Annotated in this window: 11 protein-coding genes; 2 read left to right on the top strand and 9 right to left on the bottom strand. The window is 69.7% G+C overall.

Translation table 11 applies throughout. The features are described from left to right. Positions 1-25: 25 nt before the first annotated feature. The 8 genes from JX613_RS09980 to JX613_RS09945 form a co-directional block, all read right to left on the bottom strand. Positions 26-1,477, bottom strand: a complete 1,452-nt coding sequence (locus JX613_RS09980; RefSeq protein ID WP_207101348.1) for an NAD-dependent succinate-semialdehyde dehydrogenase — start codon at positions 1,475-1,477, stop codon at positions 26-28. Between the two features lie 5 nt (positions 1,478-1,482). After that, positions 1,483-2,535: a tartrate dehydrogenase gene (locus JX613_RS09975; RefSeq protein ID WP_207101310.1), complete on the bottom strand. Its 1,053-nt coding sequence runs from the start codon at positions 2,533-2,535 to the stop codon at positions 1,483-1,485. An 11-nt stretch (positions 2,536-2,546) separates the two neighbouring features. Beyond that, on the bottom strand, positions 2,547-4,010 hold the full coding sequence (locus JX613_RS09970) for an aldehyde dehydrogenase family protein (protein ID WP_207101309.1): 1,464 nt from the start codon (positions 4,008-4,010) through the stop codon (positions 2,547-2,549). A gap of 115 nt (positions 4,011-4,125) precedes the next feature. Continuing rightward, complete coding sequence (locus JX613_RS09965) at positions 4,126-5,451, bottom strand: FAD-dependent oxidoreductase (RefSeq protein ID WP_207101347.1); 1,326 nt, start codon at positions 5,449-5,451, stop codon at positions 4,126-4,128. Next, positions 5,448-5,747, bottom strand: a complete 300-nt coding sequence (locus tag JX613_RS09960; RefSeq protein ID WP_207101308.1) for a (2Fe-2S)-binding protein — start codon at positions 5,745-5,747, stop codon at positions 5,448-5,450. The genes JX613_RS09965 and JX613_RS09960 overlap by 4 nt, the downstream gene beginning before the upstream one ends. Beyond that, positions 5,744-7,711, bottom strand: coding sequence for a hydantoinase B/oxoprolinase family protein (locus tag JX613_RS09955; RefSeq protein ID WP_207101307.1), 1,968 nt, complete (start codon positions 7,709-7,711; stop codon positions 5,744-5,746). The genes JX613_RS09960 and JX613_RS09955 overlap by 4 nt, the downstream gene beginning before the upstream one ends. Before the next feature lie 5 nt (positions 7,712-7,716). Further along, on the bottom strand, positions 7,717-9,750 hold the full coding sequence (locus tag JX613_RS09950; RefSeq protein ID WP_207101306.1) for a hydantoinase/oxoprolinase family protein: 2,034 nt from the start codon (positions 9,748-9,750) through the stop codon (positions 7,717-7,719). A 76-nt stretch (positions 9,751-9,826) separates the two neighbouring features. Beyond that, positions 9,827-10,708: a LysR family transcriptional regulator gene (locus tag JX613_RS09945; RefSeq protein WP_207101305.1), complete on the bottom strand. Its 882-nt coding sequence runs from the start codon at positions 10,706-10,708 to the stop codon at positions 9,827-9,829. 98 nt (positions 10,709-10,806) lie between these two features. On the opposite strand from JX613_RS09945, the gene JX613_RS09940 reads away from it, so the two are divergent. Next, positions 10,807-11,901, top strand: coding sequence for an NAD(P)/FAD-dependent oxidoreductase (locus JX613_RS09940; RefSeq protein WP_207101304.1), 1,095 nt, complete (start codon positions 10,807-10,809; stop codon positions 11,899-11,901). Between the two features lie 2 nt (positions 11,902-11,903). Here the strand turns inward: JX613_RS09940 and JX613_RS09935 are convergent, their stop codons facing one another. Next, positions 11,904-13,229 (bottom strand): NAD(P)/FAD-dependent oxidoreductase, encoded by a 1,326-nt coding sequence (locus JX613_RS09935; RefSeq protein WP_207101303.1) that lies wholly within the window; start codon positions 13,227-13,229, stop codon positions 11,904-11,906. Positions 13,230-13,384: 155 nt separating this feature from the next. On the opposite strand from JX613_RS09935, the gene JX613_RS09930 reads away from it, so the two are divergent. After that, on the top strand, positions 13,385-13,879 hold the full coding sequence (locus JX613_RS09930) for an Lrp/AsnC family transcriptional regulator (RefSeq protein WP_207101302.1): 495 nt from the start codon (positions 13,385-13,387) through the stop codon (positions 13,877-13,879). The last annotated feature ends 7 nt before the right edge of the window (positions 13,880-13,886 follow it).

Genomic DNA, 13,886 nt, shown 5'->3' with positions numbered 1-13,886 from the left:
GGTAAAGGTGGGTAAACCCCCACCCCTACAGCCCGCCGAAATGGAACGCCTTGGTTTCCAGGTATTCCTCGATCCCCTCCTGCGCGCCTTCGCGGCCAAGGCCGGATGCCTTGACGCCGCCGAAGGGCGTTTCGGCATGGCTGACCGCGCCGGTGTTCAGGCCGACCAGGCCGAACTCCAGCGCCTCGCCCACGCGAAAGGCGCGCGACAGGTCGCGGGTGTAGAAATAGGCGGCCAGGCCATAGGGCGTGCCGTTGGCGATGGCCAGGGCCTCCTCCTCGGTGTCAAACCGGAAGATCGGGGCGACGGGGCCGAAGGTTTCCTCAGCGGCAAGCTGCATGTCCGTCGTGGCCCCGACCAGCACCACCGGGTCGGCATAGGCCTCGGGCAGGTCACGCGCGGCGGTGGCGCGGGTGGCACCCTTGGACAGCGCGTCGTCCACATGGGCGCGGATCTTGGCGATGGCGGCAGCGTTGATCATCGGGCCGACCATCGTGCCTTCCGCCGTGCCGGGGCCCACCTTCAGCGCATCGACGCGTTTCGCCAGCGCCGCCACGAAAGCGTCATGGATGCCCGACTGCACCAGGATGCGGTTCGCGCAGACGCAGGTCTGCCCGCCGTTGCGGAATTTTGAAACCATCGCCCCTTCCACCGCCGCGTCTAGGTCGGCGTCGTCGAAGACGATGAAGGGCGCGTTGCCGCCCAGTTCCAGGCTCATGCGCTTCAGCGTCGGCGCGCATTGCTGGGCCAGCAGCGCGCCCACGCGGGTCGATCCGGTGAAGGACAGCTTGCGCACCACGGGGCTGGCGGTCAGCGTGGCGCCGATCGCCTCGGGCCGCCCCGTCAGGATGTTGAGAACGCCCGCCGGGATCCCCGCCCGTTCGGCCAGCACGCCAAGCGCCAGCGCTGAATAGGGCGTGAAGTCCGACGGCTTCACCACCATCGTGCAGCCCGCAGCAAGGCCCGGGGCGACCTTGCGGGTGATCATCGCGATGGGAAAGTTCCAGGGCGTGATGATCGCGCAGACGCCCACGGGCTCCTTCATGGCAAAGACCTTCTTGCCCGGCACCGGGGACGGGATGATGGTGCCGTTGATGCGCCGCGCTTCCTCGGCGAACCAGCGCAGGAAGGACGCGCCATAGTGGACCTCGCCCCGCGCCTCGGCCAGGGGCTTGCCCTGTTCGGCGGTCAGGATCTGCGCGAGATCATCGGCATGATCCAGCATCAGCTGGTACCAGGCCATCAGCAGGTCGGCGCGTTCGGCATGGGTACGCTTGCGCCAGGCAACCATGGCCCGTTCGGCGGCGGCGATGGCCTGCGCGGTTTCCTCGGCCGTGCAGTCGGGCACCGTGCCCATGGCGCGGCCGGTGGCGGGGTTCGTCACGTCCATGTCGGGGCGGGCGATCCATTGGCCGTCGATCAGGGCGGCCTGGCGGAACAGGGCGGGGTCGGTCAGTTGCGGGCCGAAATCGGTCATGCGGTTCATGCGCGGTCCTCCAGCGCGGACAGGATGGCGGCGGTGATGGCATCGGTGCCGTGCGAGCCGGGGCGGATGCCGATGCCCTTGGCGGTGGCGGCCTCAACGGCGGCCAGCACCGCATCGGCAGCGGGCTTTTCGCCCAGGTGGTCCAGCATCATCGCCCCCGACCAGATCGCGGCAATGGGGTTGGCGATGTTCTTGCCCGCAATGTCGGGGGCCGATCCGTGGACAGGCTCGAACATCGACGGCCCGCTGCGGTCGGGGCAGATGTTGGCGGATGCCGCGAAGCCCAACCCCCCCTGGATCGCCGCGCCCAGGTCGGTCAGGATGTCGCCGAACAGGTTCGAGGCCACGACTACATCCAGATCCCCCGGCGCCATCACCATCTTGGCGGCCATGGCGTCGATATGCATATGGCTGACGGTGACATCGGGATATTCTGCGGCAACCTGCTGCGTCACCTCGTCCCAGAAGACCATCGAGTATTTTTGCGCATTCGACTTCGTGACCGAGGTGAGGTGCTTCCTGCGTGCCCGCGCCTGCGCAAATCCGAAGCGGATGATGCGCTCGACCCCCTTGCGGGTGAAGATGGCGACCTCCGTCGCGACCTCGTTGTCGCGGCCCTGGTGGACGCGGCCGCCCGCGCCGGAATATTCGCCCTCGGTGTTCTCGCGGATGCAGAGAATGTCGAAGGCGTCAGCCCGCAGCGGGCCCTCCACGCCGGGCAGCAGGCGATGCGGGCGGATGTTGGCATATTGGTCGAAGGCCTTGCGGATCGGCAGCAGCAAGCCATGCAGCGACACTGAATCCGGCACCGTGGCGGGCCAGCCGACCGCGCCCAGATAGATCGCGTCGAAGGGGCGCAGCTGGTCGATCCCGTCCTCGGGCATCATGCGCCCCGTGGCCAGATAGGTCTCGCAGGACCAGTCGAAGCGGGTCGGTTCCAGCGTGAAGCCGAAGCGGGCGGCGGCGGCGTCCAGCACCTGCATCGTGGCCTCGGTCACATCGACCCCGATGCCGTCGCCGGGGATCAGTGCGATCTTGTGGGCGGTCATTGTCTTCTCCTTCAGATGTCGATCAGCACCGATTTCGTGCGGCGGTTCGCGGCAAATGCCTCGCGCCCCAGATCCTTGCCAAGCCCGGACGCCTTCCAGCCGCCGGTCGGCAGGATATGGTCGCGCGACCGGCCATAGCGGTTGACCCAGACGGTCCCCGCCTCCAGCCGCCGGGTCAGGCACAGCGCGCGGGACAGGTCGCGGGTGAACAGCCCGGCGCACAATCCATAGGTCGGGTGGCGGGCCAGGGCCAGCCCCTCGTCCTCGGTGTCGAAGGTCTGGAAGGTGGCGACGGGGCCGAAGATTTCCTCGGTCACGGCGGGGTTGTCGGCGGTGACACCAGCGATCAGGGTCGGCCGGTAGAAGCTGCCCTTGCGGTCGAAGCGCGCGCCGCCGGTCAGGATCTCGGCCCCCTGCGCGCGGGCGGCCTGCACGATTCCGTCGATGCGCCGCAGCTGCGGTTCCGAAATGATGGGCGAGAAGCCCGGTTCCTCGGCCCAGGTCGGCGCGGGCCGTGGCTTGGCAAAGCGGCTGCCCAGGCGTTCGGCCAAGGCGTCCGCGATACCGCGCTGCACGATGATGCGGGATCCGGCCACGCAGAACTGGCCCGCATTGGGCAGGATGCCGCGTTCAAGGCAATCGGTGGTCATATCCAGGTCGGCATCGTCGAAGACCAGCATCGGGCTTTTCCCGCCCAGCTCCAGCGTCATGGGCTTGATGCCGGTGCGCGCGATATTCTCCATGATCGCGGCGCCCGCGCGGGTGGATCCGGTGAAGCTGACCTTGTCGATGCCGGGATGGCCGGTGATCGCCGCCCCTGTCGTCGGCCCGTCGCCCAGCACGATGTTGACCAGCCCCGCCGGGATGCCCGCCCGCACTGCCAGTTCCGCCATGTAGAGCGTGGACCAGGGTGTCATCTCGGACGGTTTCAGCACCACGGCATTTCCTGCCGCCAAGGCCGGGGCGATCTTCCAGCCCGCCATCGAGATCGGAAAGTTCCAGGGCGCGATGGCCCCCACGACGCCGTAAGGTTCGGCGGCGATATAACCGAAGCTGCCCTCGGCGGTCGGCACCAGGTCGCCGCCCTCCTTGTCGGCGAATTCGGCGAAGAAGCGGATCTGATCCGCCGTCACCGCCACGTCGCCCGTGACGGCCTGCGCCACGGGGCGGGACGAACAGACGGCTTCCAGCCGGGCCAGCGTCAGGGCGTCGGCCTCGATCAGGTCGGCCCATCGGTGCAGCGCGCGCAGGCGGTCGCGGGGGTGAAGGCCCGCCCAGCCAGAGGCCGCCAGCGCCTGCCGCGCCGCCGTCACCGCCCGGTCCACCATCGCCGCATCGGCCACCGGGATATGGCCGATCACCTGGCCCGATGAGGGCGCGCGCACCTCGATCTGCGGGCGGCCCTGAACATAAGCGCCGTCGATGAAATGGCCTTGCGGCAGGGTCAGGGACAGGGGGTCGAAGGCGAATGTCATGGCATCCTCGGCTGGTGGGGCAAGGGTGGCGCGGGGGGCAAAGCGGAAGGTGCCGAAGGGGCGCGCGCGGCGGCAGAAACCGCCGTGCGGGGCGCTTGGGCGGAAGATTATGCCGTCAGTCTTCCAGAAGCGCGTCGATGGGCACCGGGCGCGCCGGGGGCTGGCCGCGCAAGCGGCCCACGGCCTGCGGGGCAAGGCCTGCATGGCGGGCGATCAGGTCGGCGGCGGCAAGCTGGCAATAGCGGCCCTGGCAACGCCCCATGCCGATGCGGCCCAGGGATTTCACGCGGTTGGCCTCGGCCCCGCCATGGTCGGCTGCAGCGCGCATTTGCCCGACCGTGATGCCCTCACAGCGGCACAGGACCGCCGTATCGGGCAGCGCGTCCAGCGGCACACCGGGCCAGGGAAAGGCCTGCGCCATGGCGGCGGCAAAGCGGTGCATCCGCCGGGCGCGGCGCAGCAGGCGCGGCGTGTCGGGCGTGGCGGTGCCAAGATCGTTGAGGCAGGCATTGGCGGCCAGTGCGCCCGCCGTTTCCGCGCTATCCGCCCCCAGGATGCGCAACCCGTCGCCCGCCAGATAGAGGCCCGGCCCCGCGCGGCCCATCGGGTCCGCCACCGGCAGCCATTGCGCCCAGGTGTCCGACCACGCAAACCGCGCGCCTGCCAGATCGGCCAGTTGCGTTTCCGCCCGCAGGTGCCAGCCAAGCGCCACCGCATCGCAGGGCGTGACCTGCGCCTGGCCCTTGGCATCGCGCCAATGCACGGCATCCTCCGCGATCCGATCCAGCCGGACGCCCGCGTGATAAAGCCGCCCGAGCCTCGCGCGCATCGCCAAGCCGCGTGCCGTCACGGCGGGCCGCGCCAGCGCCATGCCGCCGCCGCCGCCCGCCTGCTGGGCCAGGGTCGCGGTGTCCAGTACCGCCGCCACCCCCGCGCCCGCCGCCAGAAGCTGCGTTGCGACCAAGGTCAGCAGCGGCCCGGACCCCGCCAGCACGATCCGCCGCCCGATCGCCACGCCCTGCGCCTTCAGCGCGATCTGCGCGGCCCCCAGGGTAAAGACCCCTGCCCGCTGCCAGCCCTCGACCGGAACCAGCCGGTCGGTCGCCCCCGTCGCCAAGATCAGACGATCATGGGCGATCCGCTGCGCACCCACATGCGCCACCCCGTCGCGGATCGCATGGACGGAAGCTTGCGGGCGATGGTCCACCTGCCCCGACGCCACCATGGCATCAAAAACCGCGTGCAGCGCCCGCGCCTTCCCGGCCTCGGACCCATATAGCTTTTCGGGCGGGCGAGAAAACCCCTCGGGCGGGCGGCGATAGATCTGGCCACCGGCCCGCGCGCCTTCGTCCACGACAATGGGCCGCAACCCCGCCCGCACCAGCCGTTCCGCCGCGCGGATGCCCGCAGGCCCGGCTCCCACGACCAGCACGCGGGTCATGCGGGCCACCCGTCCGGCGCCTCGGATAGCAGCCGCATCCCTGGTGCGAGGGGCGTCGAGCAGGCGCGCAGGCGCACCCCGTCCTCGGCCCAGATCCAGCAGTCCTGGCAGGCGCCCATCAGGCAGAAACCCGCGCGCCGTTCGGGGCCAAATTCCGCCGGGCGCAGCGAGTCCGCGCCCGTCAGGATCGCCGTCAGCACCGTGTCACCCTGAAGGCCGGTCATGTCCCGCCCATCAAGGCGGAACGCGACCGGGGCGCGATCCGTCTCGGCCAGCCGGACCAGTTGCCCGGTCATTCGGCGGCCTGCGCCAAGGCCGGGCGCGGCAGGTCGGGGAAGCGCGCGCAGACGGCCTCAAACGCCCGGTGGACGGCCTCGGGGCCGTTGCCGTCCATGCGGCGGAAGATCTCGGTCTTGGCGAAGAAGCGCCAGTGGATCGGCAGCGCCGCCAGGATCGCTGTCAGCGCATCATAGGCGGCGGGGGTCCAGCGGGCCTCGTAGCCGTCGCGCTCGGGGCCGAAATGGAAATGCCCCTTGTGCGCCACCGCCTGCGCGCGCAGCGCCGCCGTTGCCTGCGGATCGCCCACGACCACGCCATAATCGCGCCGCGCCGCATCGGTCGAGACATAGCCGCGCGCCACGTCCTGTTCGACCCGCCAGACCTCGCGTTCTAACGGATTGCCGCGCCCACCGCCGCCGGCAGACCGGACCAGCAGCACGTCGCCCGGCCCCAGGATCGCGGTATCGGCGGAGCCCGTCTGCCGTTCTTCGGGCGTGCCGGGGTTCAAGACCATCTGGGCCAAGCCTGCCGCCTTGCCGCCCAGGATCCCCCAGGGGCGGAAGACGCTGCGGTCGCGGTTGCGGGCGGTGATGCGGGTGTCGGGGGCGAAGACGCGGAAGGCCATCTCGGTCGCCAGCCCGCCGCGCCAGCGGCCCGCCCCGCCGCTGTCGGGCGCGAGGCCATAGCGGACGAATTCGACGGGCACTTCGGTCTCGGTGATCTCGATGGGGGTGTTCTTCAGATAGGCCGCGTCCGCGCCCGATCCGTTGGTGCCGTCGCGCCAGGGCATCCCGCCGCCGCCGCCCACGACCGGGTTCACCGCGGCGATGACGGTCCGTGCCGTGCGCTCGTCCCGCGTCATCACGTTGACGATGCAGTTGTTTCCGGCAGGCGCGGCGGGCATCCGGTCGGGGATGGCCTGGCTGAACGCCCCGAAGATCACCGAGCGCAGCCGCGCGCAGGTCAGCGACCGCATCCCCACGGCGGCGGGGGCGACCGGGTTTAGCACGGTCCCTTCCGGCGCGATGCAGGTGAAGGGCCGCGTCAGCCCGGTGTTCAGCAGGATGCGGGGGTTCAGCGTATAAAGGACATAATACACCCCCACCAGCAGCATGGTATGGCGCGGATCCCCGCCCGAGGGCACGTTCAGCGAACTGCCAAGCTGCGGGTCCGATCCGGTGAAATCCAGAACCGCGCTGTCGCACCGGATCCTCAGCGTCAGGTTCAGGCGGCAGGGATTGGCCTGGTCGCTGTCCTCGTCGGCATAGTCCGCGAAGCGGTAGTCGCCATCCGGGATGGCGCGCAGGATGTCGCGGGCCTGCGCCTCGGCCTGGTCCTTCAGCGCGGCGACGCCTTGCACGAAGCCCGCCTTGCCGAAGCGCGCGATCATCCCGTGTACCTTGCGTTCCCCGGTGTTCAGCGCGCCGACCAGGGCCTTGATGTCGCCGATGTTCAGTGCGGGCTTGCGCACGTTGGTCTGCATGATCCGCAGGATCTGTTCGTCAAAGACGCCTTCGCGGACCAGCTTCATCGGCGGGAAGCGGATGCCTTCCTGGTGGATCTCGGTCAACGACCGCGACAGCGAGGCAGGCACCGCGCCCCCCATGTCGGTGTTGTGGATATGCCCGCCGGTCCAGGCGACGATCTCTCCGTCGGCAAAGACCGGCTTCCACAGGTGGGTGTCGGGGGCATGGGTTGCGACATGGCCGGAATAGGGATCGTTGGTGAAGGCCACGTCGCCGGGGCGGTAATCATCCACCATCGCGATGGCCCGGCCATAGGTCAGCCCCGGATACCAGGTCGCGCCCAGGTCCATCGGCACGGCGAAGGTGTCGCCCGCGCGATCCATCAGCATGACGGTGAAGTCCTGGGTTTCCTTGACAAAGGCGGAATGGGCGGTGCGGTGCAGCGTATGGGCCATGTTCTCGGCCGCCGCGCGGGCGTGGTTGGCCAGGACTTGCAGAGTCATCGTGTCGAACATGGGCCTTACTCCGCGAAGCTCAGGTGGATGTTGAGGTGGTCGTCCACGCGGGCCGTGGCGCCTTCGGGGATGGCGAAGGTCGTGTCCTCCTGCGCGACGATGGCGGGGCCGTGGAAGGTCGCGCCACCCGTCAGGTCGGCGCGGTCATAGAGTGGCACGTCCGCCCAAGCGCCCATATGCACCGGCACATGGCGCGAAGGCGCGGCGGGGGCGGGATCGCCGGTTTCCACCGGGAACTCGGGCTTCGGACCCGCGCCGATGGCGGACAGGCGCAGGTTCACGATCTCGATCCGGCCCTCGGGGTCGTCGAAGTCGTAGATGCGGCGATGCGTGGCATGGAAGGCTGCCGCGATGCGCGCGGGATCGGTGAGCCAGGCGGGTTCCAGATCGACCTCGATCTCGTAGCTTTGGCCCCTGTAGCGCATGTCGGCGGACAGGCGCAGGTCGGCCGCACCGTGATGGCCCTGGGCTGTCAGCCAGGCGCGCCCGTCCCGGGTCAGCGCCTGGAAGGGTGCTGTCAGATCCGCGCCCAGGTCGGCAAAGACCGTGCGGATGAAATCGCCGCGCAGGTCCGACACCAGCCCGCCAAGCGCGGACACCACGCCTGGACGGCGCGGGGCGATCACGCGGCTCATCCCCAGCTCGCGCGCGAGAAAGGCCCCCAGCATCGGCCCGCCGCCGCCGAAGGGCATCAGCGCGAAGTCCCGCAGATCGACGCCCGCGCGGGAACTGAGTTTCTCGACCTCGACGAACATCTCGGAAATGGCGATGTCGATGATCGCCTGCGCCGTCTCCTCGGGCGAACGGCCAAGCTGGGCGGCCAGCGCGCCGACCGCCTGCCGGGCCAAGGCCACGTCCATCCGCAACTGGCCGTAAGCCATCTGGCTGTGGCCCAGCCAGCCGCAGACGGCCATCGCGTCCGTCACCGTGGGCCGGACCCCGCCGCGCCCATAGCAGGCCGGGCCGGGGTTCGACCCCGCCGATTCAGGCCCGACGCGCAAGACGCCCTGCGCGTCCACGCTGGCGATGGACCCCCCGCCGATGCCGATGGAACTGACCGACACAGACGGAATGTGCAGCGGAAATTCCCCGATCAGCTCGTCTGATCCGAACTGCACCTGCCCGTCCACGATCAGCGCGAAATCGGCCGAGGTACCACCGATGTCCAGCGTCAGGACACGATCCTCGCCCGCCTGCCGCGCCAGCCAGCTTGCGCCGATCACGCCGGAGGCGGTGCCCGACAGCAGCATCGACACGCAATCGCGCCGCCCCTCGGTCGCCGTCATCAGCCCGCCGTTCGATTTCGTCAGCATGGCGCGGGCCGGCACCCCCTGCCCCGCCAGCCGCGATTCCAGCGCCGCCAGATAGCCCGCGACGCGCGGATGGACATAGCCGTTCAGGATCGCGGTCGAGGTGCGTTCGTATTCGCGGATCACCGGCCAGACCTCGGACGAGGCGAAGACGAACAGGTCGGGGGCCAGCGCCTCGATCCGCGCCTTGACGGCGGTTTCCTGCGAACCGTCGCGCCAGGAATGCAGCAGCGCGACGATCACCCCTTCGGCCCCCGCCGCCTTCGCGCTGCTGACCGCATCAGCGATGGCGGCGTCATCGGGAGCAACCGTCTGGCGGCCGTCGGCGCGCATCCGGGCGGGGATGCCGAACACCATGTTGCGCGGGACCAACGGGTCGGGGCGGTGGCAGAACAGCGAATACATCTGAGGCATCCGCAGGCGGGCGAGCTCGATCACATCCTCGAAGCCCGCATTGGTGATCAGCGCCAGGCGCGCGCCCTTGCGCTGGATGATGGTGTTGATGCCGACGGTGGTGCCGTGAACAAAGCGGCTGACCGCTTTGGGAGCCAGCCCCTCGCGCTCGGCCAGCAGGCGCAGGCCTTCCAGCAGTTCGGCGCCGGGATCGTCGGGCGTGGTCAGCACCTTGAGCGAGGCGACGCGGCCCGTCACAGCCTCCAGCGCGCAGAAATCCATGAAGGTGCCGCCGATATCGACGCCGATCTTCCAGTCCGTGACGGTCTCGTCCATGCTGCCCCTCGCTTCGATGATCGGGGCGATGGAACCAGACCGGGCGGCCCGCGTCCAAGACGCAATGCAGCGCACGCTATAAGGCGGGCTTATGCTTTCGGATCGTGTCGCGCATCAGGGTCTCGGCCCGCGACAGCGTGCGGCCCGCCAGCGTCAGCAGCGACAAGGGCAGGGCCGCGTAGTCCAGCAGCGGGCATTGGCGGATGCCCGCGAACTGCGCCCAAGGCAGCAGAGAATCCACGACCGCGATCCCCAGTCCCGCCTGCACGAAGCCCACGGCGGTGATCGACATGTCGATTTCCAGCACCGGCTCGAACCGCAGGCCTTGGGCGCGGGCCGCCCCGGACAGTTCATGATGCGGACGGGTCGCCGCGCGATAGGAAATCAGCGCCTGGTCCTGCAGGTCGGCAAGGCGCAGCCCCGCGCTGTCCGCAAGGGGATGGCCCGGCGGCAAAAGGCAGGTGAAGCGCGTGCCGCCCAGCGGCTCGACGGCGACATCGGGGGGCATCGCGTCGTCCAGCGCCAGTGCCAGGGTGGCGTCGCCCGTGCGCAGCATGGTGATCAAGGACGCAACCGGGGCGACATGGGCGCGCACTAGGATATCGGGATGTGCCTGGCGATAGGCGGCCAGCACGCCGGGCAAAAAGGACATCGCGGGCGGGGGCGAGGCCGCGATGCGCACCAGCCCCGCCCGCCCCTGCCGCAGGTCGGCGGTCTTGCGGCGCAACCCCTCCAGCCCGCCGAACAGGCGTTCGGCATCGGGCAGCAGTTCGATGGCCTCGGGCGTGGGGTGCAGGCGGCCCTTTTCGCGGGTGAACAGGGGAAAGCCCAGTTCGTCCTCGGCGTGCAGCAGCACCTGGGACAGCGCGGGTTGCGAGATGTTCAGCATCCGCGCGGCAGCAGTGATCGTGCCCGCCCGCATCACCGCCACGAAGACCTCTAGCTGCCTGGCCCGCATCGTCACCCCATAGGTTTGGCTTATGGTTCACCCAAGAACCCGTCCTTGACCCTTCATGCCCCCGGACGTTCGATGGGGCAAGATCAGGGAGAGGCGGCATGTCGGTGATCGTTCTGGGCGGCGGGTTGATGGGCAGCGCGACGGCCTTCTTCCTGGCGCGCCGGGGGGTCGCCGTCACGCTGATCGACCAGGGGCGGATCGGCGCGGGGGCGACGGTCGCCTCGTTCGGCAATATCCGCCGCAGCGGGCGGTATCTGCCGCAACTGCCGCTGGCGCATCGGTCGCTGGCCTTGTGGCACCGGCTTCATGCGCTGCTGGGCCGCGACGTGGAATTCCGCGCGACGGGGCATCTGCGGCTGATCTTCGACACTGAAGGCCTGGCCCTGATGCGCCGCTTTGCCGCCGCCGCCCGCCCCTGGGGGCTAGAACTTGAGGAGCTTGGCCCGAACGAGATCCGGCAACGCTTTCCGGGTCTCGGGCCGGATGCCATCGCCGCATCCTTTTCGCCGCAGGACGGGTCGGCCAACCCGCGCCTGATCGCGCCCGCCTTTGCCGAGGCCGCCGCACGGGCGGGGGCGCAGGTGGTGGACCAGGCGCAGGTGCTGAAGATCGCGCCGGGCTTCACGGTGGAAACATCGCGCGGGACGTTTCATGCCGAGCGGCTGGTCAACTGCGCGGGCCATCATGGCGCGGCGCTGGCCGCGCGGTTCGGGGAAGCGGTGCCGCTTGACGTTTGCGGCCCGCAGATGGGCGTGACGGAACCCCTGCCGCACCGCATCCTGCCGGTGGTAGGCGTCTGGTCCGCCGATCACGGCGCCTATCTGCGGCAGGTGGAACGCGGCAACGTGGTGTTCGGCGGCGCGGTGGACCGGGTGGCAGTCGGGGCGGATGGCCGCGCCCATGCCGACCCCGCGCGCCTGCCCCAGCAGTTGCGCGCCGTGGTCCGGCTGGTGCCCGCGCTGCGCCATATGGCCGTCATCCGCCAATGGTCGGGGGCCGAGGGCTATGTCCGCGACGGGCTGCCCGTCATGGGACCATCCGCCACCACGCCGGGTCTGTTCCACGCCTTCGGGTTCTGCGGCCACGGCTTCCAGTTGGGGCCGGGCGTGGGCGATGCGATGGCGGAACTGGTCGCCACGGGTGCCTGCGAAACGCCGCTGGAGGATTTCCGCATCGGGCGCTTTGCCGCATGAGGTCAGAACTTCGCGACCTTGCCCCATTGGCTGCCCTTGAAGCGGTCCAGCCGGTATTGAGCGACCTCGGTGATCGGCGTGCGGCCCATGATCATGTCGGCCACCAGATGCCCGACTCCCGGCCCGATCCCGAAGCCATGGCCCGACAGCCCCGCCGCCAGCACCAGCCCGGGCACCCCGCAATCGGCGTCGATCACCGGCACCCCGTCGGGCGTGCTGTCGATGAAGCCCGCCCAGGCTGCCTGCACGGGAATGTCGCGCAGCGCGGGCAGCAGGCGGCGGGCGCGGGCCAGGGTTTCGCTTACCAAGGCCTTCGAGGGGCGGGGGTCGAGGATTCGCATCCGCTCCATCGGCGTCTCGCGGTCCAGCGCCCAGGTCTTGCGCGTCTCGAACCCCGCCGCCCAGCCTTGCAGCCCCCCGGGCCGCAGCGCGCGCCAGCGTTTGGCGAACATCGGCAGGAAGTGCCGCGCCCCCGCCATCATCCCCGGCGTCAGGTCCACATTCGCCCGCCCCGAGATCGCCAGCGTATGGCCCCCGTCGCCCCGCCGCGTGGCGGATACGGCGGCGGTGTGCAGCGCATCGGGCAGGCCCTGCGCGCCCGGCATCACCGACAGGATCGAGCTGCGGACCGAGGCCTGCGGGAAGGCCACCCCCAGCTGGTGCAGGAAGCTGCCCGCCCAGGCTCCGCCCGCCATGACCACCGTGCCGGTGCGGACCGTGCCGCGTTCCGTCACGACCCCCGCCACGCGGCCGCCTTCCAGTTCCAACCCGCGCGCGGTGCAGGACTGGATCACATGGCCGCCATGCCTGACGATGCCCTGCGCGATCAGCGGCGCGGCGCTGGCCGGATCGGCGATGCCGTCGGTGGGCGACCAGACGCCGCCCAACCAGGGTTTTCCGGTGGCGCGGCCGCGCTCAGCGGCCTCGGAGGCGGACAGCATCCGGGTGTCGATCCCTTCAGTGCGCGCAAAGCGGCCCCAGGCGGCCCAGCCTTCCAGTTCCGCCGGGTCATCGGTCAGATACAACAGCCCGCAGCGGCGGAAGCCCAGGCCGGGGCCAAGATCGGCGGTCATGATGTCCCACAAATCCAGGCTGCGGGTGGACAAGGGCAGTTCGCGCGCGTCGCGGTTCTGTTGGCGGCACCAGCCCCAGTTGCGGCTGGACTGTTCGGCCCCGATCCGGCCCTTTTCCAGAAGCACCACCCTTTGCCCCGCACGGGCCAGCCAATAGGCGGCGGAAACCCCGACGATGCCGCCGCCGATCACCACGCAATCGGCACGGGGCGGCAGGTCGGGGGCGGTCTGGATGTGTAGCAGGGGGGCGGGCATGGGGTTCTCCGGTCGTATAGGGGCAGGCTAGCGGCGGCGTGCCAGCCGCATCTGCCGCATCACGTCGCGGTGACGGCATTTCCTGTCGAATTGCAGGTGGTTGGCAGCGGGGCCGAATTGCAGCAGAAGGAACCCAAAAAGGAAGGGATGGGCTGATGACACCGCCTCTCAAACTGGATCGCATCGACGTGAAGATCCTGGCCGAATTGCAGAAGAACGGGCGGATCACCAATGTCGAGCTTGCCGATCTGGTAGCGCTGTCCCCGTCCCCGTGCCTGATGCGCGTGAAGAAGCTGCAGCAGGCGGGCTATATCACCGGATACAGCGCGCAAATCAACGTGGCCAAGCTGGGCGAGACGCTGACCGTCTTTACCGAATTCACGCTGAAGAACCACCGCCCGCCCGATTTCGCGCGCTTCCAAGAGGCGCTGGAGCGGATCGACAGCTGCATCGAATGCCACCTGGTCTCGGGCGGCTACGACTACCTGGCGAAGTTCGTGACGGCGGGGATCGTGGATTACCAGAACATCATCGAGGCGCTGATCGACCGCGACGTGGGCGTGGACAAGTATTTCAGCTTCGTGGTTATCAAGACGCCGTTTGTGAAGAACCAGATCCCGTTGACGCGGCTGTTCGCGGATCGGGGATGATCATGGT

This window comes from Paracoccus shandongensis, from assembly GCF_017315735.1.
Classification (GTDB): Bacteria; Pseudomonadota; Alphaproteobacteria; order Rhodobacterales; family Rhodobacteraceae; genus Paracoccus; species Paracoccus shandongensis.
This window is presented reverse-complemented; position numbering and strand designations above follow the sequence as displayed.